Below are 22922 nucleotides of genomic sequence, written 5' to 3'. Positions count from 1 at the left end.
GGGTGGTCTTCCTGATCGCCTTCCTGAGCAAGGCGGCAGGGCGGGCCAGGTTCGCGACCTTCGTGGAGTCGGTGCCCGCCATGGGAGTGGTGCCGACGCGGCTGGCCGGACCCGCGGCAGGGGCCGTGGTCACCGCGGAGGGCGCCGTCTGTGCGCTGCTCATCGTGCCGTCGGCCGACGCCACCGTGGCCGGACTGGCCCTCGCAGCGGGGCTGTTGAGCGTCTTCGCGGCCGCGATAGCCCGCACGATGCGGCGGGGCACGGGCGCCACCTGCCGGTGCTTCGGGGCCTCAGCGGCCCCGCTCGGCCGCCGCCATCTCCTCCGCAATGTCCTGCTGACCGCCATCTCGGCGGCGGCCGGCCTGATGACACTGGCGAACCAGGCGCCAGCACCCGTGACGGCGACGGGAGCCATCCTGGCGGCACTGGCCGGGCTCGTCCCGGGCACCCTGGTGACCGTACTCGACGACCTGGCCGAGCTCTTCGGCGCGTCCACGGCCAAGCCGATCCCCCATTCGACGCGCGCACACAGAATCCGAAGGCCATCCGGGAGGAACCATGCCAGTCCTGATCAGCGCCGTGGTGCTCGTGGGGGCACTGTGTTCGCTGGACCTGCTCCTCACCCTGGGCGTGATCAAGCGACTACGGGAGCACGGCGAGCTGCTGGCGATGAGGGTCGCCGACCGGCCACGCTCGGCGATCGAACTCGGCGAGCCGGTGGGTGAGTTCACCACCCATACCGTGGACGGCGAACCGGTGGGCCGCGCCATGATGACCGGGACGACCTTGGTTGGCTTCTTCACACCGACCTGCGGACCGTGCAAAGAACGGCTCCCGAAGTTCGTGGAGTACGCCCGCACGATGCCAGGCGGACGCGATCGGGTACTGGCCGCCGTGGTGGGCGACGCCGACCTGGCCGCGCCCATGGTCGCCGAACTGCGGTCAGTGGCGAAGGTCGTGTCCCAGACCCGCAACGAGGAACCCATGGGCGCGGCATTCGAGATCATGGCGTTTCCCACAGTGCTCATGGCCGCGCCGGACGCCGAGGGCGACGTCGTGGTCACCGATGACTCGGTGGACCTGTCCCGGCCGACGCTTCCGGTGTGAGCACCATGCGCGGGCGAGGCAGCCACGAGGAGTCGACGGCGGACACCGTCTACGCCCCTTCCGGGCGCTCGGGGCGCGCCGTGATCGCACTGCGGCGGGTCGCCGCCGTCTGCGCGGTCACCGCCCGCGCCGCCCCCAGCACCCTGCTGCTCCATGCAGTGCTGTCGCTGCTGGTGAGCGCGCTGCCGGTGGTGACGGCCTGGCTGATGAAGCTGGTCCTGGACGACCTGGCGAACGGTGCCCCCGGGACACTGCTGTGGCCCGGTACGGCGCTGGCCGGCCTCGGTGTGACGGCGGTGGTGGCCTCTCAGACCATGCGGTACGCGCGAGCGGAGCTGGACCGCCGGGTGGGGCTGGAGATGCAGGACCGGCTGTTCGCCGCGGTCGATGGGTTCGTCGGGCTGGGGAGGTTCGAGAACCCGCACTTCCTGGACCGCTTGCGCCTGGCCCAGCAGGCGGGCCACGAAACGGCCGCCCATGTCGCGGAGAGCATCCTGGGCGTAGTGCGCGCCGGGGCAACCATCGGAGGATTCCTCGGCTCGCTCCTCCTCGTCAGTCCCGTGATGGCCGGGATACTCCTGGTGGCCGGGGTGCCCGTGCTCTGGTCCGAAGTCGCGCTGGCACGGCGGCGGGCGCAGATGCTGTGGGAGGTCGGGCCGGTCGAGCGGCGGGAGTTCTTCTATGCCGATCTGCTGTCGAGTGTGGAAGCGGCCAAGGAGGTCCGGCTCTTCGGCACCGGCCCGTTTCTGCGCGAACGGATGCTGACGGAACGTCGTACGGCCAACACCGCGAAGCGGACCATGGACAGGCGCGAAATCGCCGTACAGACAGGGCTGGGCGGACTGGCGGCGCTGGTCTCCGGAGGTGGGCTGCTCTGGGCGGTCCTCGCGGCGCGCGGCGGGGCACTGTCGGTGGGCGATGTCACCATGTTCGTGGCCGCGATCGCCGGTGTGCAGGGGGCACTGGCGTCGTTGGCGGGTGACGCCGCACAGGGCCAGCAGACGCTGCTGATGTTCGACCACTACACGGCGGTGACGCAGGCCACCTCGGACCTCCCGGTCGCGGACCGGCCCCGCCCGTTGCCGACGCTGCGCCACGGGATCGAGTTCCGGGATGTCTGGTTCCGCTACTCGCCCGATCTCCCATGGGTGCTGCGCGGCGTCGACCTGCGCATTCCACAGGGCCGGGCACTCGCCCTCGTCGGGCTCAACGGGGCGGGCAAGTCCACTCTGGTGAAGCTGATCTGCCGGTTCTACGACCCGACGCACGGCGCGATCCTGTGGGACGGCGTGGACATCCGTGAGGTCGATCCGGCGCGGTTACGGGAACGAGTGGGCGCGGTGTTCCAGGACTACATGCAGTACGACATGACAGCGGCGGAGAACATCGCGCTCGGCGACCTCACCGTGCTGACGGAACGGGACCGATCGTATGAGCGGATGCGCCAGGCCGCACGACGGGCCGGCATCGACCGCCGGCTGGACGCACTGCCGCGGGGCTACGACACCCTGCTGACCCGGATGTTCTTCACGCAGGAGGACAAGGGCAACCCGGAGACGGGCGTGGTCCTTTCCGGCGGGCAGTGGCAGCGGCTCGCGCTGGCGCGGGCCTTCCTGCGCGATGCGTGTGCGCGGCGCGAACTGATGATCCTCGACGAGCCATCGGCCGGGCTCGACGCGGAGGCGGAGCACGAGATCCACGCTTCCCTGCAAAGCGACCGCAGCGCCCGTACCAGCCTGCTGATCTCGCACCGGCTCAGTGCGTTGCGGGACGCGGACATCATCGTCGTACTCCAGGACGGGCGGGTCGCGGAGCAGGGGAACCACACTGTGCTGATGGCGGCGGGCGGCGAGTACGCACGGCTGTTCACCCTCCAGGCCGGTGGCTATCAGCTCTCCGCGGGAGAGTCGCCACTCACGCCGGAAGAGGCCCGCTGATGGTGAGACGGACATGTCCGAGCGCGGCGGTGACGGCGGTCCTGGGACTGGGGATGGCACTCATCACGGGAACGGTGCTGCGACGAACGCTCGTGGTCGTGACCGTACGGGGCGGGAGCATGGAACCCACGTACCGCGACGGGGAGCGGGTGCTGGTGCGGCGTGGCGGACGGTGCGCGGTTGGGCACGTGGTCGTCGTGCGGCAGAGGAACGGCTCACGCTCGTCACCCGCCCCAAGCCAGGCGGCGGCCGTAGGTACAGGTACCGGACAAGAGTGGATGATCAAGCGGGTGGCGGCGGTGGCGGGCGACCGGCCACCCCCGGGGGCACTGCCAGAGCCGGACGCCGCCACGGGTGGTTGTGTCCCACCCGGGACGCTGGTGCTCCTGGGCGACAACACACACAACAGCTACGACTCCCGCCAGACCGGCTACTTCCCCGCAAGCCACGTCCTCGGCACCGTCATCCGGCCCCGGCCCCGGCCCCGGCCCCGGCCGACGTACGCATAGGACGCAGGGCGACTGCGAGGTCCGGGCGGCACCCCGCCACCTCACGCGCCCCCCTGACAGCGGCGCGGCGTCACCGTACACAGCGTGGACTGGCCAGGTACCGCGCGAGATGTGGGACGGGTCCCGGCACGGATCCTTACGATGACGGGCATGGTTCGCATGACGCGCCGCAGCACACTGGTCGGTGTGCGGGCGCCGACCGGCACGGTTCCAGGAGATGCTCATGACGCGACAGTGCTGGTTCTGCGCAAGCGAGACCACGGCCACGCGGCACGATCGTGTCGTCGGGTTGCACAGGGATGTGCAGTCCAACCCGACCTGGTATTTGGGCATCCGCACCAAGTGGCAGAGCAACAGCGTCCGTGTGCCACGCTGTGAGCGGTGCCATCACGGCCACATCTTCGAGCAGTCCATGATGGCGCTCTCCATCGCCGCGCCGATCGCATACGCCGCCAGCGGTCAGCTGGACACGCTTCTCGGGATCCTGCCGAGCACATCGGCCGGCAGAGTCAACGCGGTGATTTGGGCGGTGGTGGCCTGCCTTCCCACACCGGCGTGGATCGCGACCCGCCAGGCGTGGCTGCCCTGGAACCGCCTCCCGCCCCGCCATCTGCGCCACGCCCGCCGCCACCCGGCGGTTCAGCGGCTGAGGGAGGACGGCTGGCATTACCGGCCGGGGCCCCTCGGTCACCTCGCTCTCCGGTGTCGACGCGTCCATGCTGCTCCTCTTCGACGTCGACCTGTCCCGGTGCGTCTTCGCGGGAACCCATCACCTCGACCAACTGCAGATCGAGGGCTCCTGCGTCTTCGCGGAACCGCCCCGCGGCCCGCGGTGGACCCGACGGCGTGTCATCGTCGAAGAGGCGTGGTGGAGGAGCTGGCAGACCCCGGGACCGGCCCCGTACCCGGCAGCCCTCGCCGATACCTACCGGCAACTGCGCAAGGCCCGCGAGGACGCCCGCGACGAACCGGGAGCCGCCGACTTCTACTACGGCGAGATGGAGATGCGCCGCCACAGCCGTACCTGGAGTGAGGCGGACCGCTGGCTGCTCCAGGCGTACTGGCTGCTGTCCGGCTACGGCCTGCGCGCCTCACGCGCGCTCGGCTGGCTCGCGGCGTCGATGCTCCTCACCGTCGTGCTGATGACCGGCTTCGGCCTGCCCCAGGGTTCCCCGAAGCAGGAGGCGACGGCCACGGTGCCGCCCGTCGGCGGCAAGGTCACCTTCGAGATCGACAAGGACGACCCGAAGAACCCCACCGGGGACCGGTTCACCGGCAAACGCTTGGAGAAGGCTCTGGAGGTGACGCTCAACTCGGCCGTGTTCCGCTCCGGGGAACAGGACCTGACCGTGGCCGGCGGGTACATCGAGATGGCGTCCCGCTTCTCGGAGCCGGTCCTCCTCGGCCTCGCCGCCCTCGCGATCCGCGGCCGCATGAAGCGATGAGGCATCGGACGTCCATCCCGGTACCGCGCGGAACCGGCCGCGCAGACCGGCGGCGGGAGGACTACGCGGTGAGCGATCCGTCCGGCTGCCGGTGGCTACGGCGGCCGGCCGGTGAAGGCACGCAGGGCCAGCTCAATCCTGATCTCCTCGGTGTCCAGCAGCGACTGCAGCCGGCGCAGGACGATGTCGTCGATGCTGCGCTGGTCCCGCAGACGGATCAGGGCGCCGCGTTCGACGCCGATCAGGGCGTGGCGCAGTTCGAGGCCGGCCCGCACACCGGTGTCGTCGGTATCCGGTGGTTCCGCCTTCTCGGCGGAGTACTGGCGCAGTTCGCTCAGGATGGCGTCGGCGGTCTCCGGCGGAGTTTTCAGACGCTTGGCGTGGTCGGGAAGGGCCTCCAACGCGGCGGCGATGATGTGGCGGTGGGCGCGGCGTTCCTCGGCGGTCTCGTCGGGATCGCCGTGCAGTCCCGACCAGCGGATCACCGCGGGCATCGTCGTCCCCTGGAGGACCAGCGTGACCAGGATGACGGTTACGGCGGTGAAGACCAGCAGGCCGTGTCCCGCGAGCGGCCGGCCCGCGGCGGTGGTGGTCGGGACGGCGAGGGCGGCCGCGAGCGAGACGGCACCGCGCACCCGCTCCAGGCGAGCGGGAACCTCTGCCGGGCGCCGTAGCGCAGCGTGCGCTGGACCGGGCGGCGGTCGACGGCGCGGATGAGGTAGGGCACCGAGTACAGCCACAGCAGTCGGGTGGCGATCACTACGCCGCTGACCAGCGAGGCGGTGATGACCGCGTGTCCCGGGGAGACGGAGCCGATCCCGCTGACGATGGCGGGCGTCTGGACGCCGACCAGGACGAAGAGGGCGCTGTTGAGGAGGGAGGTGCTCACCTCCCAGAAAGAGATGATCTGCACTCTGGAGCCCGCACTGATCACCTTGGGGCCCGCCTGGCTGAGGATGAGACCGCAGGTGACCACCGCCAGGACGCCGGAGACGCCCAGCACTTGCGCGGGCAGATAGGTGGCGAACGGAGTGAGCACGCCCAAGGCGTTTTCCACGCTGCGGTCACGCAGCCGCCTGCGCAGAGCGACTACGACGGCGGCGCATCCGCAACCGATCGCGGCACCGCCCGCGTAGGCGAGCAGGAAGCGCACGGCGGTGTCCGTCCAGGTGACGGCCAGCCCCTCAACGGCGACGCCGATCACCACGGCGTAGAGGGTGAGCGCGGTGCCGTCGTTGATCAGGCTCTCCGCCCGGAGGATGGTCCGGATCCGGCGGGGCAGCCCACGGGCGACCGTCGCCACGGCGATGGCGTCCGTGGGGGCGACGACGGCACCGAGGACAAAGGCGAGCGGCCAGGAAAGGCCCAGCGCGTGCCCCACCGAGGCCACGGCGGCGGCGGTGGCCAGCACCAGACCGGTCGCGAGCAGCACAATGCCGCGCACGTTCGTCCGGATCTCACGGAGGGAGGTGGTCAGCGACTCCCAGTAGAGCAGTGGGGGCAGGAACAGCAGCAGGACCACCTCGGGCGGCAGGGCCGGCCCGCGGAAGTCGGGAATCAGGCCGATCAGGCAGCCGCCCGCCACCAGCATGACCGGCTCGTTCCAGCGCAGGCGGCGAGCCAGCCAGGTCATGGTCAGCACCGCCGCGAGCACCACCACGATGACTTCGAGGCCACGCATCCGGTACCGCCTTCCCGATGGGAGCGTGGTACGGGCCACGCCCCGGGAAGCCTGCCACCTCGCATCCGATCGGGGTCGCGCCTGACCACCGCCGAATGAGTGCTCCGACCTGCGACTTCCGCCAACCGGAGCACTCGCTCACACGGATGTGTGACTGAGTGCGGGGAGATGGCCGGGTCGGTCGTGCTGTGGCTCGAGGGGCACCAGCTTGGACAGCCGGGATGGCCACCGGGCCGCGATCAGTGCCGAGAGGACGAGAACATGACCGCCTCGTACGAGGTCGACCTGACCAAAGTGCCCGAATACACCGCCGAGGCCGCGAAGGCCGGAGGTTCGGGCGACGCCTCGCTGGGGATGCTGTTCCGCAGGCTCAGCGAGGCCCCGGCCGTCACCATCGCCAAGCTGCGCGGCCTGACGTCGGCCGACTTCGATGCCGAACTCGCCGAAGCCTACGGCTGGATCAACCGCGCGGTGCCCGACGCCGAGCCGGACGAGTTCGTAGCCGGCGTTGCCGCGCGCATGGGGGACTTCCCCCGCGACGCACTGATCGCGACCAAGGCCGCCGTCAACGCCATCAGCCTGCCGACTCCCGCCCATGTACGCGCGGATGCCGCTCTGTTCCAGCAGCTCGTCCGAAGTGCGGCAACGCGGCAACGAACGGCAGAGCTGTTCAAGCGGGGCTTCCAGACCCGTGGCCGCACCGAGGTCGAACTCGGAGCCGTGCTGGGCGACTTGAAGGCCGTCGACTGATCGGGGCGCGGCGCCCGCACGGGCACGCGGCCCGCAGCCACCAACAGTGGACTACCTCGCGGCGGAGGCCGCGCTCACCAATCTCAGCAAGGCACTGTCAATGGAGCTCAGGCCGAAGGGCGTCCGGGTGAACACCGTCTCCCCCGCACCGACACGCACCCCGGGCCTGGCTGGACCCCGAGAGCGCGCGCCTGTTCGTCGTACCGGGCTGAGGCATTCAGCGGCAGGTCCGCCTCCTTTTGGGTTGCGGGTCTGCGGGCGGGAATCCGTTTTGCGGCTGTACCGGCCGATGGCCGGTTGACTTTGCGGGAGAGGGAGACGATCGCGTCTCCGGAGCGCTTCTTGTGAGGGCAGCCACGTTGATCAACAGGCGGAACGTACTGCGGGCGGGCACTGTGGGTGTTTTGGGCACGGAGGTGGCGGGCCTGCCATCATCGCCGGCCGCTGCCGCGCCACCCACCGAGGTGGCGGATCGGGTCAGCGAACGGGACTGGGAGCTGCTGGCTCAGGCGCTGTCGTCCCGTTCCACCCTCTATCGGCCGGGAGATTCCGGCTACCCGCCGCTGGCGCTTCCGTTCAACCACCGCTACGCCGGGATCCGCCCCGCGGGGATCGTGGCGTGCGCCACGACCAGGGATGTCCGTGCGTCGGTCCACTGGGCCCGCGCGGTGGGGCTGCCCGCCGTGCCTCGTTCCGGGCTGGGCCACAACTACGCCGGGTACTCCGCCACCACCGGTCTGCTGCTCAACATGGCCCGCATGAAGAGCATCGTCTCCACCCCGCTGCCGGGTGCCCGCTCGCGGACCCGGACCTACGGACGGATGAGGGTCGTTCACGACGCGGGCACCCTCACCGTGGGAGCCGGCGTCACCAACGCCGACCTGCACCCGATGCTGGAGGACCGCGGCATGTTCGTGCCGACCGGCCGCTGCCCCACGGTCGGGGTGGCCGGGCTGGTGCTGGGCGGCGGTATCGGCTTCAGCGACAAGATGTTCGGCCTGACCTGTGACCGGCTGGTCTCGACGACCGTGGTACTCGCCGACGGCCGCGTGGTGGAGGCCGGTCAGGACTCGCACCCCGACCTGTTCTGGGCCTGTCGCGGCGGGGCGGGAAACAACTTCGGTGTCAATACCTCCTTTACGTTCCAGTACGAGCGGTTCCAGGGCGACGTGGGCTTCTACGAGCTGCGCTGGAGCCTGGACTCGGTACTGCCGGTGATCGCCGCCGCGCAACAGATCGCCGTGCACACCCTGGACGACAAGCGATTCCATCTCCGCGTCGGCATGGGGACCCACGGGCTCACCAGGGACCAGATCCACGCCAACGCGGGCGTCAACGCCATCGGCCAGTACTACGGCGACCTCGAGGAGTTGCGCGCCATCCTGGCTCCACTGCTCGCCATCGGCACGGCGGAGGAGCGCGCCCGCAACAAGGCGTCCGTCCGCGAGGTCACTCCGGGTCAGGCGAGCGCGCTGCTGAGCGCGACCACGCCGGTGCAACAGTTCGCCGCCAAGTCGGCGGTTCTCACCTCCCGGACGCTCCTGACCGATGAGCAGATCGGTGCCGCCGCCGAGCAGCTCCTGGACTGGCCCGGCAGCGACAACGAGGACGGGGCCGGGTTCGCCATGTTCGCCCTCGGTGGCGAGATCAACCAAGTGCCGCCGGACGCGACGGCGTTCGTGCACCGAAACGCGGCGTTCGTCCTCGCCGCGGAGACCTCCTGGGCGGATTATGACCCGCCACGCGTTGCCACGGCGAATCTTCACTGGCTCAATGAGTTCTACCAGAGCATTTTCGGTGAAACGCCTCCGCCGCATTCCTATCAGAATTTCCCGGACCCGACTCTGAAGGACTGGCGGCGGGCGTATTACGGCGCGAATTACGACCGGCTGGTCCGAGTGAATCGGACGTACGATCCGACCAATTTCTTCAGCTACCCACAAGGGATCGGCACCTGACCTTCGCGAACCGACGCGGCGTTGTGTCGGGTGCCGGAGCGGTGCGGTCCGCCTCGGGGTCGCACCGCCCGCGTCCGTAGGCTTGACACGCTGTGCGGGCACTTCATATGTTGCTCGTCTTGCCCTTTTCGGGGTGGGGTCGCATGAGACGTGGTGCGGCTGGGACGTCCCCGAAAGGGCTCTGCTGTGCGCGCATGGCTTCCCGACGCCCGTGGCCACCGGCGCCTGTTTTCCGCGCTGTCCATCGATGCCCTGGGCACGGGCCTCTTTCTGCCGTTCTCGATCCTCTATTTCACCGCGATGACCGAGCTGACCCTCGGCAGGGTCGGACTGGCCTTGTCCATCGCGGCGCTGGTCCGCATTCCGGCGACCGCGGGCGCCGGAATGTTCTGCGATCGGTTCGGCGCCCGCAGCACGGTGATCGTCTCCAATCTCATCCAGGCGGTCGGGTTCTTCAACTACCTGTTCGTGGGCTCCTTCGGTCACCTGCTCGGCGCCGCGGTCGTCGTGCAGCTCGGCAACTCGGCGTTCTGGGTGGCCTATCCGGCCCTGGTGCATGACGTCGCCGAGGGGAAGCGCCAGGAATCCTGGTTCGCCCTGATCACCACGCTGCGCCAGGCGGGACTCGGCGTCGGCGCTCTCGGCGCGAGCCTCGCTGTCGCGATCGGCGGAGTGAACGGATACACCACGATCGTCGCGGTCAACGCCCTGTCGTTCACCGTCGCGGCGATCCTGACACGGCTCGACTCCTCAGGCGGTGCGCACGCCGTGGGCGTCAGCGGCGCGCCAGAACACGACGACTCGCCACAACACACCGCCAAGGGGGGGGCTGGGCGAGCACGCTCCGGGATCAGCCCTTCCTCGGGTTCGTCGTGCTCAACTTCGGCCTGGCCCTGCTCTCGCTCGCCTTCGGTCTCGCCGTTCCCGTCTTCCTCGTCAACACGGTGCACCTGCCGCCGTGGATACCCGGCACCGTCCTCGCGGTCAACGCCGTACTCGGCGCGCTGGGCGCCACGCCCATGGGTGCCGCGATCACCGGGCATCGGCGATGGAGCAGCCTGATGGCATCGCAGGCCATCGTCGGCGGTGCGTTTGTCGCGGTGCTGTGCTGCGCGTATGTGCCGTCGGCCGTCAGTATCTGTCTCGCTCTCGTCGCGGTCGTCCTGGTGACCGTCGGCGAACTGATCCAGAGCCTGATCGTGTCGCCCATCGTCAACGACTGTGCCACCGCGGCGAGTCGCGGCCGGTACAACTCGCTCTCCCAGATGGCCTTCAGCATCGGTGACGTGGTCACGCCCGCGCTCATGGCCGTGCTGCTCGCCCATGGACCGGCCGCCACCTGGATACCGATGGCGGCCCTGGCCATCGTCGACATGCTCGGTATCGCCCTGCTCGCCGGACACCTCCCGGCGATGCGGCGACGCGTCAATCACCCCGGCCGCACCGGACCCGACGCCGTGTAGGCAGCCATTGCCGTTCGTGGGCCCGCTGCCCGGTCAGTCGTCGGCCAGTCGTGTCCGCCAGCTCGGTGCCGAGGGCTTCCAGTTGAGCGACTGCCGTACGCGGTCGTTGGCCGCGCCGCGCATGGCGGTGAGCTGGTAGCTGGTGAGCCAGCCCAGCAACCGCTCGGCCAGTTGCGCCGGCACCGTACGGGGCGGGGGCGCTCCGAGCAGGCGGGCGTACTCGGGCAGCCAGACCGCGGCCTCCGCCGGGTCGTCATCGGCCACGTTGAACACACCGTCGGTATCCGCTTCGACGGCGCACACCGCGGCCCGTGCGGCGTCCTCGATGTGGAGGAACGAGGTGACCCCGGCGGCGGACTCCGGCAGTGGCAGCCTGCCGCGCGCCACCGCGCCGCCGATCGCACCGCCGCGGTGGTAGAGGGTGCCCGGCCCGTACAGGGTTCCGTAGCGCAGTACGGTCCCGGAGAGGTGTGCGGCGCCCAGCACCCGGCGCTCCAGTTCGGCGATCGCGCGCGTGGTGAGCGCCCAGCCGGGATCCGGTGCGTCGACATACAGCGGTGCGTCCTCGGTGAGCACCGGCCCGCCGCGGGGAGCCGTGGCGAACGCGATGCTCTGCGCCACCATCCGTTCCGCCCCGGCCGCCTCGGCCGCCGCGATCAGATGCGCGGTGCCTTCGGTGCGCAGCCGGGCGGTCCGCTCGATGCCCTGCGGAGCGGGGCCGCGCAGGGCGGTCAGCTGATGCACCACCACCTCGGGCCGGGCCGAGAGCACCGCCGCGCGCACCGCCTCGGCTTCCAGCGCGTCGGCCACCACGACGCCGTCCAGGGCCAGCCCGGCCGTCCGGGACGGCTCCCGTACCAGCGCGGTCACATGATGGCCGCCGGCCCGGAGCAGCGGAACCAGTGCACGGCCGATTACCCCGGTGGCTCCGGCGACAAGGACACGCGCGGTCATACCGGGCTCCCGACCCGCATCAGGAGCCGGCAGGCGGGATCGCCGTCCCGCAGACACGCGGTGGCGCAGTTACGGGTGAGTTCGACCCCGAGCCCCTCCGACCAGCCGGCGTGGATGTCGGTGCACGGGCACTTGTAGCCGTCGAGCGAACCGGCCATCCGGACCATCACCACGGCGAAGTTCTGCCGCATGGTCAGCTCGATCTCCCCGTCCGGGAGCACCGCGGTCGCCCCGTCCCGCAGCTCGCTCGGGAACATCCACTCGGAACAGGCGTCGTAGCGGCGGCGGAGCTCCTCAAGGTCCACCGCGGGCTTTCCGCCGAACTGACGGGCTATCCGTTTGCCCACCTGGACGGCCACATACCGCAGCGCCTCGGCGTTGATCTCATTGGCCACCGCGTGTCCGAACCTGTTCGCCACCCCCTGGTACCAGCGTGCGTCGTGCAGCCACCACTGCCGGTACACGTCCATGGTCCTGGGCCGGGGACTCGTACCGGGACTCGTACCGGGGCTCGTACGGTCGACCGCGGTCATCGCACCTTCCCGTCCAGCTCGCCGGCGGCCACCCGGGCCCGGAAGCGCTCGCGCATCTCCCGCTTGAGCACCTTGCCGGTGGCTCCCTTCACCACCTCGCTCGCGTCCATCCGGAGCGCTCCGGTCAGCTGCGGGAAGCCCGCGGCGACCAGCACCTGGTTGACCTCGGCCGTCCATCGGGCGTCGTCGGTCTCCGTGTCCGCCGCGTCCGCGCGCACCTGCAGCAGGGCGTAGGCGTCGGCGGTCCCGTCGCCGTCCCAGTCCGCTCGTACGCCCTCGGGCGCGACCGCCACCACCGTGCAGTCGTCGAGCCCGGGCATCTCGCGCAGCAGCAACTCCTCGGTGCGGGTGCTGAACACGATGCCCGTGGGGGTGCGGATCGCGTCCGGCGCGCGGTCCAGGTGGTAGAAGTTTCCTTCCTCGTCCCGATAGGACAGATCGCCGGTGAGCCAGTAGCCACCGAGCCGCAGCCGGTGGAAGGTCAGCGAGTCGTTCCAGTATCCGGGGGTGAGGGTGGGCGAGCGCACGCCGAGGCGGCCGATCTCGCCGGGCGGCAGCGGTGTGCCGTCCTCGGAGAGCACCGCCGCCTCGGCGAAGCTCATCGGTTTGCCGACGCAGCGCGAGAAGGACGACCTGCCGGGCTTGTGTCCGTTGTGAAAGAGCGAGTAGCCGGTCTCGGAGGAGCCGAGTCCGTCCGTGAAAACGGAGCCGGGGACCCGGCGCCGCTTCAGATCCCGGCCGACCGTCTCATGGCTGCCCTGCTCGATCAGCGCCTTGATATGGGTCTCGTGCGCCGCGTCCCCGGTGTTGTACCACGCCTCCACGCTGGACAGATCGCGGGCGGAGAGATCCTGGGCGGCCATCTCCCCGTAGGTTCCGGCGAACGCGAACACCGTGGTGGGGCGGAACGACTCCATGGCGTCCAGGACGTCGGTCCCCCTCTGGCTGGACAGCATGGATACGGGCGAGCGCAGCAGGAAGCCGAACAGCATGACCGAGATGGCGGCGTTGTGCGAGCCGGGCAGCGCGACCAGCAGCCTGCCCATCGCGGAGCCGACCGACAGCTTCAGCCGGTGCAATTGCGCATACAGCAGGGTCTGATGCGTGTGCGGAACGGCCTTGGGCATCCCGGTGGTGCCCGAGGAGTGCGAGATGATGATCGGATCGGTGGCGTGGTGGGAGTACGGATAGGCCGCGGGGAGGGGCTCGCGGTCCTCCGCGCGGATGTCGGCCGCCGTGACACAGAAGCCGAGGCCCAGTTCGGCACGGCCGGGGGCGAGGACCGCGTGATGGGCCCGGTCGGTGACCGCTCCCACCGCGCCCTGGCGCCGCACATACTCGCGGGCGATCTCCGGGCGGAGGTTGCCGTTGACGAAGGAGGGGATCGCGCCCAGGGAGGTGAGGGCGAGGAAGTTGATGGCGAACTCGGTGCTGGAATAGGTCTGGATCGCCACCGGGTCGCGGGGCCCGACGCCCTGTGCGTGGTACCAGCTCGCGTAGATCTCCACGGCCTCGTGCAGCTCGCCCAGGGTCAGCACCTCGGGGTGGCCGCCGTCCGGGGCCTGCCAGGTGGTGTCGGTCCACAGGACCTGCTCGTCGAGCGGTCTGCCGTACGCCTTGAGCCGGTGGATCACATTCCCGGCCCCCAGGGCGGCGTCCTCGCTGATCCGCGCGCGTTCCTGCTTGGTGATCATGATGTGGTTCCTTGGATTCGGGCGGCCAGCTCGACCAGGCCGCGAAGGGTGCCGTACTCCCCCGAGGGGGCGGGCGGGATGTCGGACGGGAGGCTCGGGACCGGATCGTCCCGGTCCAGCACGATCGCCACGGCCAGGTCCGCGGCGGGTGGGCCGGTACGAAGCTCGCGGTACGCCGCCGTGGTGCGCTCGGTGCCGGTCAGCTCGACCCCGATGAGCACGATCCGGTCCAGCTCCTCGTCCTCCAGCAGCAGTTCCGCGGTGGCCAGCAGCTCACCGGCCGGGTCCGCCACGGTGGACAGGGAGAGCAGCGGTCCGGTGATGGCGAACTCGCGACTGAGCCGGCCGAGGACCGCGTTCGCGGTGGACTGCATGAACAGCAACGGATTGTGCACCTGCCCGGCCACGAGCAGACGGCTGCCGAGATCGAGAGTGGCGGCATCCCCCATCGTGCTGGCCAGGACCATGGCGGTCCTGGAGCCGTCGCCCGGCCGGGCGGTCAGACATCGCTCGACGGCCTGGTACACCATCGGGTTGAAGGCGGACTCCACAAAACCGGCGACCGGCGGCGCGGACGGACCGGATATCGCGGCGATCATGCTCGCTCCAGTACCAGCGCGGTGTTGGCGCCACCGAACGCGGCGTTGACGGTGAGCGCGCGCCGGAGCTCGGCCTTGTGGGGGCGGTTCGGCACATAGTCGAGATCGCAGTGTGGATCCGGTTCGGTGAATCCGGCGGTGGGCGGCAGGACCCCGTCCCGCAGCGCGAGCAGGGTGATCACGAGTTCCACCGCTCCGGCCGCCTCCAGCAGATGTCCCGTGGTGCTCTTCGTCGAGCTCACCGGCGTCCGGGCCGCGTCCGCGCCGAAGAGCGTGCGCAGTCCGCGCGTCTCGGCGGGGTCGTTGTGCCGGGTCGCGGTGCCATGCGCGTTCACGTAGTCGATCCGCGGGCCGCCCGCACGCCGCAGGGCCCGGCCGGCGGCCGCGACCAGCCCGGCGCCTTCCGGATGGGGCCGCGCGATGTGGTGGGCGTCGCCGGCGGCGCCCCAGCCGGTCAGCGCACCGAGCGCACGCGCCCCCCTGCGCCGGGCGCCGTCGACGGATTCGAGCACGATGGCGGCGGCTCCGTCCCCGAGCAGCAGACCACTGCGGTCGGCGCAGAACGGCCGCACCATTCCGTCCCGGGAAAGGGCGAATCCCGAGTCGAACTTGGCCAGGTTCTCCTCCTCCACCAGGTACGCCCCCGCGCAGATCGCGGTCTCCGCCCGGCCGGAGGCGATGAGCTGGCAGCCATGCGCGATCGCCGCGGCCGAGGCGACGCACGCGCCGGTGAACGCCAGCCGGGGGCCGCGCACGCCGAGCGCGTCCGCGAGGGCCTCGGCCTGCCAGGCGGGCACGGTCTCCGCGGTGCCGCCGGAGGCCGCCGCGCCGGGAGAGCTGGGAGAGCCAGGTGAGTCGGGTGAGTCGAGTGAGCCGGGAGAGTTCAGGGCGCGCCAGAAACGGGTCAGACCGGTGAAATCCCCCGCGGTCCCCACCAGGACGGCGGCCCGCGCACCCGTCGGCAGCCCGGCCATGCCGACCGCCGCCGCGGCGACTTCGGCCAGCACGTCGCGCAGCGGGGCGGCCTGGCCGTAGGTGGCGGCCAGGCCCGTTCGGTACGGGCCGGTGTCGAAGCGGGTGATCGGCCCGAAGGCGGGTCTCCCGTCGAATACGCCCTCCCGCAGTGCGTCCGCCCCGGCGCCGAAGGCCGTACGCACCCCGAATCCGGTCAGCAGCACCTCACGACTCATGGACGTCCACCAGGTAGTCGGTGATCCGGCGGATCGAGGTGAACTCGGCGAGGAACGCTTCCGCCGGCTCGATCTCCAGGCCGTACCGCAGCTCCAGTTGGTGCAGGAACCACACCAGCCCCAGCGAATCCAGGGCGAGTTCGGCGTCGTCGTCCAGGCCGGGCGGTAGTTCGGCGAAGATCTTGGGGTCGGACAGCAGCTCCCGCACGGCGTCGGTGGTGATCCCCGGCCGGGTCTCGGATTCCGCGGTCATGCCGTGGCGCCCCGCCCGACGACCTCGTTGATCAGGTCGCCCAGGTTCATCGCACCGGCCTGTTCGATGTCACCGTCGGGGAATTTCACGTCGAACCGGCGCTCCAGGCGGAGGAGCAGCTCGATCAGGCCCAGTGAGTCGATGTCGATTCCGCCGGTGCCCATGGGGCTGTCATCGCTGATCTCGTCCGCGTCGAGCGGATGGTTCATCTCCTCGCTGATCGTGCTGAGCACGAAGTCGCGGATCTCCTTCTGCAACGCCGTCTGCATGGTGCGCAACCTTTCTGTGCCACGGGAATCGATGGGGGGTGGGCGGCAAGGGGCGGTCGGCGTGTCAACGCTCGGGAGCGCGGGCGAGCAGGGCGTCGCGGCGCCTGACGAGCTTGCCGTTGGAGGTGCGGGGCAGGTCCGCCAGGACGTGGACGACACGGGGCACCTTGTAGTCGGCCAGCCGGTCCCGGCACCAGCGCAGCAATTCCCCCGACGAGGGGCCGTCGGAGGCGACGGACACATAGGCTTCGGTGGCGCCGGCGTGCACGACCACGGCCCCGTTGACCCCGGGGTGCCGGCACAACACGGCTTCCACCTCGGTCAGATCGACCTTGAGGCCGCCGATGACCACCAGGGAGTCGCCACGGCCCAGCAGCCGCACGGCGCCGGAGGAATCGAGCTCGGCCCGGTCATGGGTGCGCAGCCAGCCGTCGGTGTACCGGTCGCCGCCGGAATCGTGCAGATAGGGCGAGCCGTCCGGCAGCCAGACGTCCAGCTCGCCCTCCCGGATGCGCAGCCGCACACCGGGTGCTGGCCGGCCGACCGAGGGCCTCGAGGCGCCGCTCATCTCCATCGCGATGACGCCGGTTTCGGTGGTCCCGTACGACTCCCCGACCCCGGTGCCGAACCGGTCGGCGAACCGCACGGCGGTCTGCGACGGCATGATCTCCCCGCCCGAGACCGCCGCACGCAGGGCGGGCAGGGCGGGCAGCTCCCGGGCGGTGCTCAGCAGGTCGTAGTGGAAGGGCGTGCCGAAGATCAAGTGGACGTCGTGACGCGCGGCGGCGGCCAGGATGTCCTTGGCCGACACCCGTCGCGCGAAGACCGCCGAGACGCCCGCGGCGAGGGAGTGCAGCACCCCGGCGATCAGGCCGAAACTGTGCGCGGTCGAGCTCAGCAGCAACACCCGCTCGCCCGGGGTCGGCATCCCCTCGATCCGGGTGAACCGCTCGATCTCGGCCGACAGGGAGGCCGCGGTCCGCCCGATCACCTTGGGCAGCCCGGTGGAACCCGAGCTGAACTGCACCAGCCGGTGCTCGGTCGCCGCCGGGCGACCGTCCGGGTACCGGGAGGTGATCACCTCGTACCTGGGCTCGAACCTGAGCGACGAGCGGCCCGCCGTACCCGCGCCGACCATGAACTGCGGGTGGCACAACGAGCGCAGGGCGTCCACTTCCGACGGTTTGAGCCGGTGGTCGACCAGCATCACCTGGGCGCCCAGCTGCCATAGCGCGAGTAGTACCTCTATCTGGGTGCAGCTCGGTGGTATCTGGAGCATCACCGTATGCCCCTCGCCGACGCCGTGCCCGGCGAAGACCGCCGCTTCCACGGCCACGGCGGCCCGGACCTCTCCACGGCTCACCGGGTGTTCACCGTGGACGAGGTAGGGCACGTCGCCGGGATGGGCGTCGAACAGCGTGTCGAGGAGCTCCCGCATATGGACGCTCATCAGTGTTCCTTGCAGAATTCGCCGATGGGAAAGCCCACATGGCGCTGGTCCGTGGCCAGGTAGCCGAGCAGTTCGTCGCCCCGCCGCAGCTCGGTGACGTTGTGGACCTTGCCGCCGGGCCCGAGCACCCGCACGTGCCAGTCGTCCTGGACGGTGAGGCTCACCACGATGTCGTCGGCCGATATCGCGGTGATGGTCAGCAGCGGCCGGGACTCCAGCTTGGCCCGGCCGACCGTGACCGGCCGGGTCCGGCCCTCGGCGTCGACCGCCAGGGTCGTGCTGCCCGAGCGCAGTTCGCTCAGGTAGTTGGTCCGGTTCTCCGGGCCGAGCACATAGGAGTGCAGGGCGCCGGCGTTGACCCGGAACGGGCGGGTCGGCATGTACGGCAGTGGATGGGTCTCGCTGCAGCACAGGATGAAGCCGGTCGAGTACGAGCCGACCAGGATGCCCTCGTCCTCGGCGAAATGCGTGCAGGTGTCCACGCACACCCGGTCGCCGAGCCCGTGGTGCTCGATGCGGTCGACGGTCAGCGTGGTCAGCTCCAGCGGAGAGGTTCCGGCCTCGAGCAGTCGGGCCAGCGCGAACACCTCGCCGGCGTCGGAGGGAGCCAACAGGACTCCGTCCGAACCGCGTTCCAGCACTTCCAGGACGGTGGCGGCTTCTTCCAGATCGGCGCAGACGGTGATCAGCTTTCCGGCGGAGCGGTCCGCGGCGGCGAGCACGATCTCCAGGGGGATCTTGGTCGGGTCGGCGAAGCGGACCACGGTGAAGGGCAGCGCGACGGCGGCCTCGCACGCCAGCCGCAGCGACGGTTCGTCGTGTACGTCGACCCACGCGGCGGTGTCGGCGCCGAGGTCGTACAGCTCCTTCTCCTCGGTCACCACCGTGGTGGTGACGCCGGTGACGGTGGGGGGCAGTGCCGTGAGGACGGATTCGTCATCGCAGAGCACGCCCTGCATCCGCGTGTGGATGGCGGCGTCGACGATGGACTCGAGCTGGGCCTGCGGAACGGCTCGGAGATCGATCCATGCGAACTTCATGCGGCTCCTGTCGCGATCGTCGGGGGGTGGGGGGTCGTTCCGGCATCGACGGCGTGCACGACGGCGGCGAGCCGCGCCACCAGCGAGGAGGGTGAGGGCGAGGAGAAGATCCGACGGCCGACCGCGAGGCCGCGACAGCCGGCGAGCATCAACGAGGTCGCGTGACTGATCAGGTCCGAGCCGTCGGGCGGGCCACCCGCGGCGAGGACCGGCAGCGGACAGCTGTTCACCACCTCGGCCATCCGGTCCATCGGCAGCGCGATCGAGGTCTTCACCAGGTCGGCGCCGAGATCCGCGGCGATGTTGACCGCGTGTGCGAGCAGCGCGGGATCGTGCGGATCGGCGATCCGCGGCCCCCTCGGGTAGATCATCGCGAGCAGCGGCATGTTCCAGATGTCGCATGAGGCCGCGACGGCCCCGAGATCCGTGAGTTGCCGGTGCTCGGTGTCCGATCCGAGATTCACATGCACGCTCACCGCGTCCGCGCCCAGCCGCACGGCCTCTTCGACGTCGCCGACGAGCACCTTGGCATCGGTGTCGGCCGCGTGCGCGGTACCCGCACTCAGGTGAACCACCAGGGCGCAGCGGCGCAGGATGTCCGGTGGGATCGCCCGCGCCCGGCCCTTGTGGACGACGACCGCGTCCGCGCCGCCGTCCACCAGCGCTCTCAACAGCCCGTTCCAGCGGGCCTGGGACACCACCGGCCCATCGGACACACTGTGGTCGAGCGGGACGAAAAGATATCTTCCGTCACCGACGACCGAGAGCCTCCGCATCCGGAATGATTTACCAATATCGGTCATGTGCCAGGCACACCTCTCCCAAGGGGCGAACCACGCGGGGGGATTGCTCGGCCAGAATGGCACGTCCACGCAATGCCGAGCGGATATCGAATCTCCATCACTCTGCGGTTATGCGGCTCTGAGGAATTTCTGAGATTGCTCTGACAGGCTGTCCGACGGTTATTCCGCCGGAGCCGAAACCGCGTTTTCGAGGAGTCTGTTTTGACCGCCTTGACCGACCCGGTACGCATCTCGATCGCCTGTCACGGCGGACGTGGTCACACCGCCAGGCTGGGGGAGGCCGTACGAGCCGGAGCGAGCCGGGTCCCGCACACCGAGGTCGCCTCCATCCAGGTCGACCGGATCACCGATCAGGAATGGCATCGGCTCGACGACGCCGACGCGATCATCTTCGGCGCGCCGACCTATATGGGCACGGCCTCGTCGGCCTTCCACACCTTCGCGGAGGCGAGCGCCAGACGCTGGCTCACCCGCCGCTGGCAGGACAAGCTGGCGGCGGGTTTCACCAACTCCGGCTCGATGGCCGGAGACAAGGCCGGCACCCTGGGCTATTTCGCCACCCTCGCCGCACAGCACGGCATGCTCTGGGCCAGCCTCGGCCTGCCCCCCGGTTGGAACTCCTCCTCCGGCAGCGAGTTCGACCTGAACCGGCTCGGCTTCTTCCAGGGCGCCGCCGCGCAGTCCGCGGTGGACGACAGATCGGGTGCGATGCACAAGTCCGACCTCGCCACCGCGGAACATCTCGGGCACCGGGTCGCGGAACTCGCCCGGACCCTTGTCGCGGGCAGACGAGCGCTGGAGCCGTGAGACACCGGCCCGCGGTGCCGGCCGGGGGCGAGGGCCGCGCCGTGGCCACCTCTGTCCGGCAGTGGTGGACCGTGGCCGTGGCGGTCCTGGCGCAGACGCTGGTCCTGCTGGACAACACGGTCCTCAACGTGGCGATGGAAACCCTCGCCGATCCGGTGCACGGGCTCGGGGCGAGCTCCGCCGACCTGGCGTGGGCCAACGCCTCGTACTCGCTGGTCTTCGCCGCGGGCAGCTTCGCCGGAGGCGCTCTCGCCGACCGCTACGGTCCGCGCCGCATCCTGGTCACCGGGCTGGTGCTGCTGGCCGGCGCCTCCACACTGGCCGCGTTCTCGGCCGGGGCCACGGAGCTGACCGTCACCCGTGGATTCATGGGCGCGGGCGGGGCGCTGATCACACCGGCGACGCTGGCGATCGTCACCCGCGCCGGCGCGCCGGCCGACCGGACCCGGGCGATCGCGGTCTGGGCCTCCGCGGGGGGCGCCGCCGTCGCGCTCGGACCGGTGGTGGGCGGTGCGCTGCTGACCCGGTTCTGGTGGGGCTCGGTGTTCCTGGTCAACCTTCCGGTGGTGGCGGTGTGCCTGCTCGGCGTATGGCTCCTGGTGCCCGGGCTGCGCTACGCCGAGCGCAGGGTGCTCGACCCACTGGGCCTGGCGCTCTCCGTACTGGGGCTGGGTCTTGTGGTGTACGGCGTCATCCGGGGCGGCCGCCCGGCCGGCTGGTCGAGCCCGGCCACGCTGCTGCCCATAGCGGTCGGTCTCGCCCTGCTGGCGACGTTCGTGATGTCGCAGAGCCGCCGAGCCGCGCCGGGTTTCGATGTGCGCCTGTTCACCGAGCCGCGCTTCGCCGGCGGTACCGTGACCCTGCTGCTGCTCTTCTTCGGTCTGGCGGGGCAGCTCTTCTACTGCGCCTTCTATCTGCAGGGGGTGCACGGACTGTCGACGCTGGCCGCCGGGGCCGTGATGTCGGCCGCCGCGGGCGGCATCGTGCTCGGCAACCAGATCTCCCCGACGGTGTCCCGGCTGCTGACCGTCCGCTGGTGCGCGGTGGCCGGGATACTCCTTTCCAGCATCACCTTCGGCGGCTACCTGTTCTTCGACGCGGGCACTCCGGTGGCCTGGATCGCCGGGGTGCTCTTCGCGCAGGGCACCGGCATCGGCCTGGTGGTGGCGCCGATGACGGCGGAGATGATGGCCTGTCTGCCCCCGCGGTACACCGGCGCCGGCGCGGCGATCAACGCCGCGGCCCGGCCGGTGGGCAGCACCCTCGGGGTCGCGGTGCTCGGCTCCCTGCTCGCCACCGCCTACCGCGGGGCCATCCGGCCCTCGCTCACCGAGCTGCCTCCCGGACCACGGGAGAAGGCCCTGGACTCCGCGGAGGCCACCCGGGCGGTGGCACGATCGCTGAACCACCCCGATCTCCTCGCCGCCGCGAACCGGGCCTATCTGCACGCCATGTACGTCACCGCCGCGTGGACGGCGCTGCTGTCCCTGGCCGGTGCCGTCCTCGTCATCGGATATTTCCGGCCGCGACCATCAACGACGGAGGCAGGAAGTGGATATGGGGCTGCGCCATCTTCGGATCGTGCTCACCGTGGCTGAGTCGGGCAGCATCAGCCATGCGGCCGCCACTTTGCAGATCGCCCAATCCGGCCTGTCCACCCAGCTCAGACGCATTGAGCAGGAATTCGGCGGGCCGCTGTTCCGCCGCCGCCCGCACGGTGTCGAGCCGACCGAGCTCGGCGTCCATGTCCTGGGCAGAGCACGGCAGTTGCTCGACGAGTTCGGTGATCTGCTCTCCACGGCACGGACACTGGCCCAGCCGGCCGAACCGCCGCAGGCCGTCGGGCTGGGCGGGGTGGACAACCCCTGGGTGCCCCTGATCGCCGTGCTCATCCGGGAGCGGCTGCCGCACCACGAACAGCTCACCTATCTGGAACCCTCCTCCCAGGCCGTGCTGGAGCTGCTGCGCACCGAGAAGATCGCGCTCGCGGTCATCAGTGAGTTCCCCGATGTCGTGCCGCCCCCGGTCCGCGAGTTCACCGTCCGCGACCTCGATACCGAACCGGTGCTGATCGGCCTGTCCCCCGGCCACCGGCTGGCCCATCGGCAACTGATCACCCTCGAAGAACTGGCCGAGGACACCTGGGTCGCCCCCGGCGACCGCTCCGACGGTCTCGGCCTGAGCCTGAGGATCGCCTGCGAGCGTGCGGGGTTCACCCCTCGGTTCCGGTATTTCGGGGCCGACCAGACGACCGCGGCGGCCATCGTGAGCGCCGGGAACGCGATCGGAGCCTTCTTCGCGCCGGGCGATCACTGCCCCGGGGTCGCGCTGAAACGGCTGGCGAACGGCCGGCTGTGGCGCCGGACACGGCTGGTGTGGGACGCCGAGTCGCCGCTGTCCGGGCTCGCCGAAGATCTCGACAGCGGTGCGCTCGACTGGCGTCGGCCGCAGCCCTCATGAGCCGGGCCCTGGCCCCGATC

22 protein-coding genes and 2 pseudogenes are annotated in these 22922 nt (G+C 70.5%); 12 read left to right on the top strand and 12 right to left on the bottom strand.

Going from position 1 to position 22922, the window contains the following annotated elements; all coding sequences use genetic code 11:
• Nucleotides 1–558: 558 nt before the first annotated feature.
• From CGL27_RS47185 to CGL27_RS47170, 4 genes are all read left to right on the top strand, one after another.
• Nucleotides 559–1107, top strand: coding sequence for a hypothetical protein (locus CGL27_RS47185; protein WP_119993873.1), 549 nt, complete (start codon nt 559–561; stop codon nt 1105–1107).
• A 5-nt stretch (nt 1108–1112) separates the two neighbouring features.
• Nucleotides 1113–3044 (top strand): ABC transporter ATP-binding protein, encoded by a 1932-nt coding sequence (locus CGL27_RS47180; protein WP_240451068.1) that lies wholly within the window; start codon nt 1113–1115, stop codon nt 3042–3044.
• Entirely contained in the window at nt 3044–3553 is a 510-nt protein-coding gene (locus tag CGL27_RS47175; RefSeq protein ID WP_119993871.1) for a S26 family signal peptidase, read from the top strand. Before CGL27_RS47180 ends, CGL27_RS47175 begins: the two co-directional genes overlap by 1 nt.
• Before the next feature lie 716 nt (nt 3554–4269).
• Nucleotides 4270–4998, top strand: coding sequence for a hypothetical protein (locus tag CGL27_RS47170; RefSeq protein WP_240450883.1), 729 nt, complete (start codon nt 4270–4272; stop codon nt 4996–4998).
• 95 nt (nt 4999–5093) lie between these two features.
• Here the strand turns inward: CGL27_RS47170 and CGL27_RS52760 are convergent, their stop codons facing one another.
• Together CGL27_RS52760 and CGL27_RS47165 are read right to left on the bottom strand one after the other, a co-directional pair.
• A complete protein-coding gene (locus CGL27_RS52760) occupies nt 5094–5633 on the bottom strand; it encodes a hypothetical protein (protein WP_240450882.1) in 540 nt (179 codons plus the stop codon).
• Nucleotides 5531–6679: a cation:proton antiporter gene (locus CGL27_RS47165; protein ID WP_240450881.1), complete on the bottom strand. Its 1149-nt coding sequence runs from the start codon at nt 6677–6679 to the stop codon at nt 5531–5533. Before CGL27_RS47165 ends, CGL27_RS52760 begins: the two co-directional genes overlap by 103 nt.
• A gap of 261 nt (nt 6680–6940) precedes the next feature.
• Between CGL27_RS47165 and CGL27_RS47160 the strand changes: the two genes are divergently transcribed.
• From CGL27_RS47160 to CGL27_RS53710, 5 genes and pseudogenes are all read left to right on the top strand, one after another.
• Nucleotides 6941–7429: a hypothetical protein gene (locus tag CGL27_RS47160; RefSeq protein ID WP_162953222.1), complete on the top strand. Its 489-nt coding sequence runs from the start codon at nt 6941–6943 to the stop codon at nt 7427–7429.
• A gap of 31 nt (nt 7430–7460) precedes the next feature.
• Nucleotides 7461–7730 (top strand): annotated as a pseudogene (locus tag CGL27_RS53350) (SDR family oxidoreductase); the annotation flags it as partial.
• A 94-nt stretch (nt 7731–7824) separates the two neighbouring features.
• Nucleotides 7825–9387 (top strand): FAD-binding oxidoreductase, encoded by a 1563-nt coding sequence (locus CGL27_RS47150; RefSeq protein ID WP_240450880.1) that lies wholly within the window; start codon nt 7825–7827, stop codon nt 9385–9387.
• A 150-nt stretch (nt 9388–9537) separates the two neighbouring features.
• A pseudogene (locus CGL27_RS53715) lies at nt 9538–10119 on the top strand (MFS transporter); the annotation flags it as partial.
• Nucleotides 10068–10850 (top strand): hypothetical protein, encoded by a 783-nt coding sequence (locus CGL27_RS53710; protein ID WP_346345791.1) that lies wholly within the window; start codon nt 10068–10070, stop codon nt 10848–10850. The pseudogene CGL27_RS53715 and the gene CGL27_RS53710, both read left to right, overlap by 52 nt.
• A gap of 33 nt (nt 10851–10883) precedes the next feature.
• Here the strand turns inward: CGL27_RS53710 and CGL27_RS47135 are convergent, their stop codons facing one another.
• The 10 genes from CGL27_RS47135 to CGL27_RS47090 all read right to left on the bottom strand — a co-directional run bounded on the left by CGL27_RS47135 (nt 10884) and on the right by CGL27_RS47090 (nt 19635).
• Nucleotides 10884–11804: an NAD(P)-dependent oxidoreductase gene (locus CGL27_RS47135; RefSeq protein ID WP_119993866.1), complete on the bottom strand. Its 921-nt coding sequence runs from the start codon at nt 11802–11804 to the stop codon at nt 10884–10886.
• The gene (locus CGL27_RS47130) at nt 11801–12337 is read right to left on the bottom strand and encodes a hypothetical protein (RefSeq protein WP_240450879.1); all 537 of its coding nucleotides are present in this window, start codon (nt 12335–12337) and stop codon (nt 11801–11803) included. The genes CGL27_RS47135 and CGL27_RS47130 overlap by 4 nt, the downstream gene beginning before the upstream one ends.
• Complete coding sequence (locus CGL27_RS47125; RefSeq protein ID WP_237299517.1) at nt 12334–14031, bottom strand: class I adenylate-forming enzyme family protein; 1698 nt, start codon at nt 14029–14031, stop codon at nt 12334–12336. The genes CGL27_RS47130 and CGL27_RS47125 overlap by 4 nt, the downstream gene beginning before the upstream one ends.
• A complete protein-coding gene (locus CGL27_RS47120; protein WP_078646304.1) occupies nt 14028–14630 on the bottom strand; it encodes a hypothetical protein in 603 nt (200 codons plus the stop codon). The genes CGL27_RS47125 and CGL27_RS47120 overlap by 4 nt, the downstream gene beginning before the upstream one ends.
• Nucleotides 14627–15820 (bottom strand): beta-ketoacyl synthase N-terminal-like domain-containing protein, encoded by a 1194-nt coding sequence (locus tag CGL27_RS47115; protein ID WP_119993864.1) that lies wholly within the window; start codon nt 15818–15820, stop codon nt 14627–14629. The genes CGL27_RS47120 and CGL27_RS47115 overlap by 4 nt, the downstream gene beginning before the upstream one ends.
• Nucleotides 15810–16073: a phosphopantetheine-binding protein gene (locus tag CGL27_RS47110; protein WP_119993863.1), complete on the bottom strand. Its 264-nt coding sequence runs from the start codon at nt 16071–16073 to the stop codon at nt 15810–15812. Before CGL27_RS47110 ends, CGL27_RS47115 begins: the two co-directional genes overlap by 11 nt.
• Complete coding sequence (locus CGL27_RS47105) at nt 16070–16342, bottom strand: phosphopantetheine-binding protein (RefSeq protein WP_078646301.1); 273 nt, start codon at nt 16340–16342, stop codon at nt 16070–16072. The genes CGL27_RS47110 and CGL27_RS47105 overlap by 4 nt, the downstream gene beginning before the upstream one ends.
• A gap of 64 nt (nt 16343–16406) precedes the next feature.
• On the bottom strand, nt 16407–17792 hold the full coding sequence (locus CGL27_RS47100) for a class I adenylate-forming enzyme family protein (RefSeq protein WP_205587865.1): 1386 nt from the start codon (nt 17790–17792) through the stop codon (nt 16407–16409).
• A complete protein-coding gene (locus tag CGL27_RS47095; protein WP_119993862.1) occupies nt 17792–18832 on the bottom strand; it encodes a 3-dehydroquinate synthase II in 1041 nt (346 codons plus the stop codon). The genes CGL27_RS47100 and CGL27_RS47095 overlap by 1 nt, the downstream gene beginning before the upstream one ends.
• Nucleotides 18829–19635: a 2-amino-3,7-dideoxy-D-threo-hept-6-ulosonate synthase gene (locus tag CGL27_RS47090; RefSeq protein WP_078646299.1), complete on the bottom strand. Its 807-nt coding sequence runs from the start codon at nt 19633–19635 to the stop codon at nt 18829–18831. Before CGL27_RS47090 ends, CGL27_RS47095 begins: the two co-directional genes overlap by 4 nt.
• A 210-nt stretch (nt 19636–19845) precedes the next feature.
• Here CGL27_RS47090 and CGL27_RS47085 point away from each other — a divergent pair, with 210 nt between their 5' ends.
• Genes CGL27_RS47085 through CGL27_RS47075 form a run of 3 tightly spaced genes read left to right on the top strand, consistent with a single transcriptional unit; the run spans nt 19846 to nt 22902 of the window.
• Nucleotides 19846–20442 carry a flavodoxin family protein gene (locus CGL27_RS47085; protein WP_119994890.1) on the top strand — a complete coding sequence of 199 codons (597 nt, stop codon included), beginning with the start codon at nt 19846–19848 and terminating at the stop codon, nt 20440–20442.
• A gap of 41 nt (nt 20443–20483) precedes the next feature.
• Complete coding sequence (locus CGL27_RS47080) at nt 20484–22040, top strand: MFS transporter (RefSeq protein ID WP_119994889.1); 1557 nt, start codon at nt 20484–20486, stop codon at nt 22038–22040.
• Nucleotides 22024–22902, top strand: coding sequence for a LysR family transcriptional regulator (locus CGL27_RS47075; RefSeq protein WP_159037924.1), 879 nt, complete (start codon nt 22024–22026; stop codon nt 22900–22902). The genes CGL27_RS47080 and CGL27_RS47075 overlap by 17 nt, the downstream gene beginning before the upstream one ends.
• Nucleotides 22903–22922: the final 20 nt, after the last annotated feature.

It is taken from the genome of Streptomyces sp. 11-1-2, assembly GCF_003595545.1.
In the GTDB taxonomy this organism is placed as follows: domain Bacteria; phylum Actinomycetota; class Actinomycetes; order Streptomycetales; family Streptomycetaceae; genus Streptomyces; species Streptomyces hygroscopicus_B.
This window is presented reverse-complemented; position numbering and strand designations above follow the sequence as displayed.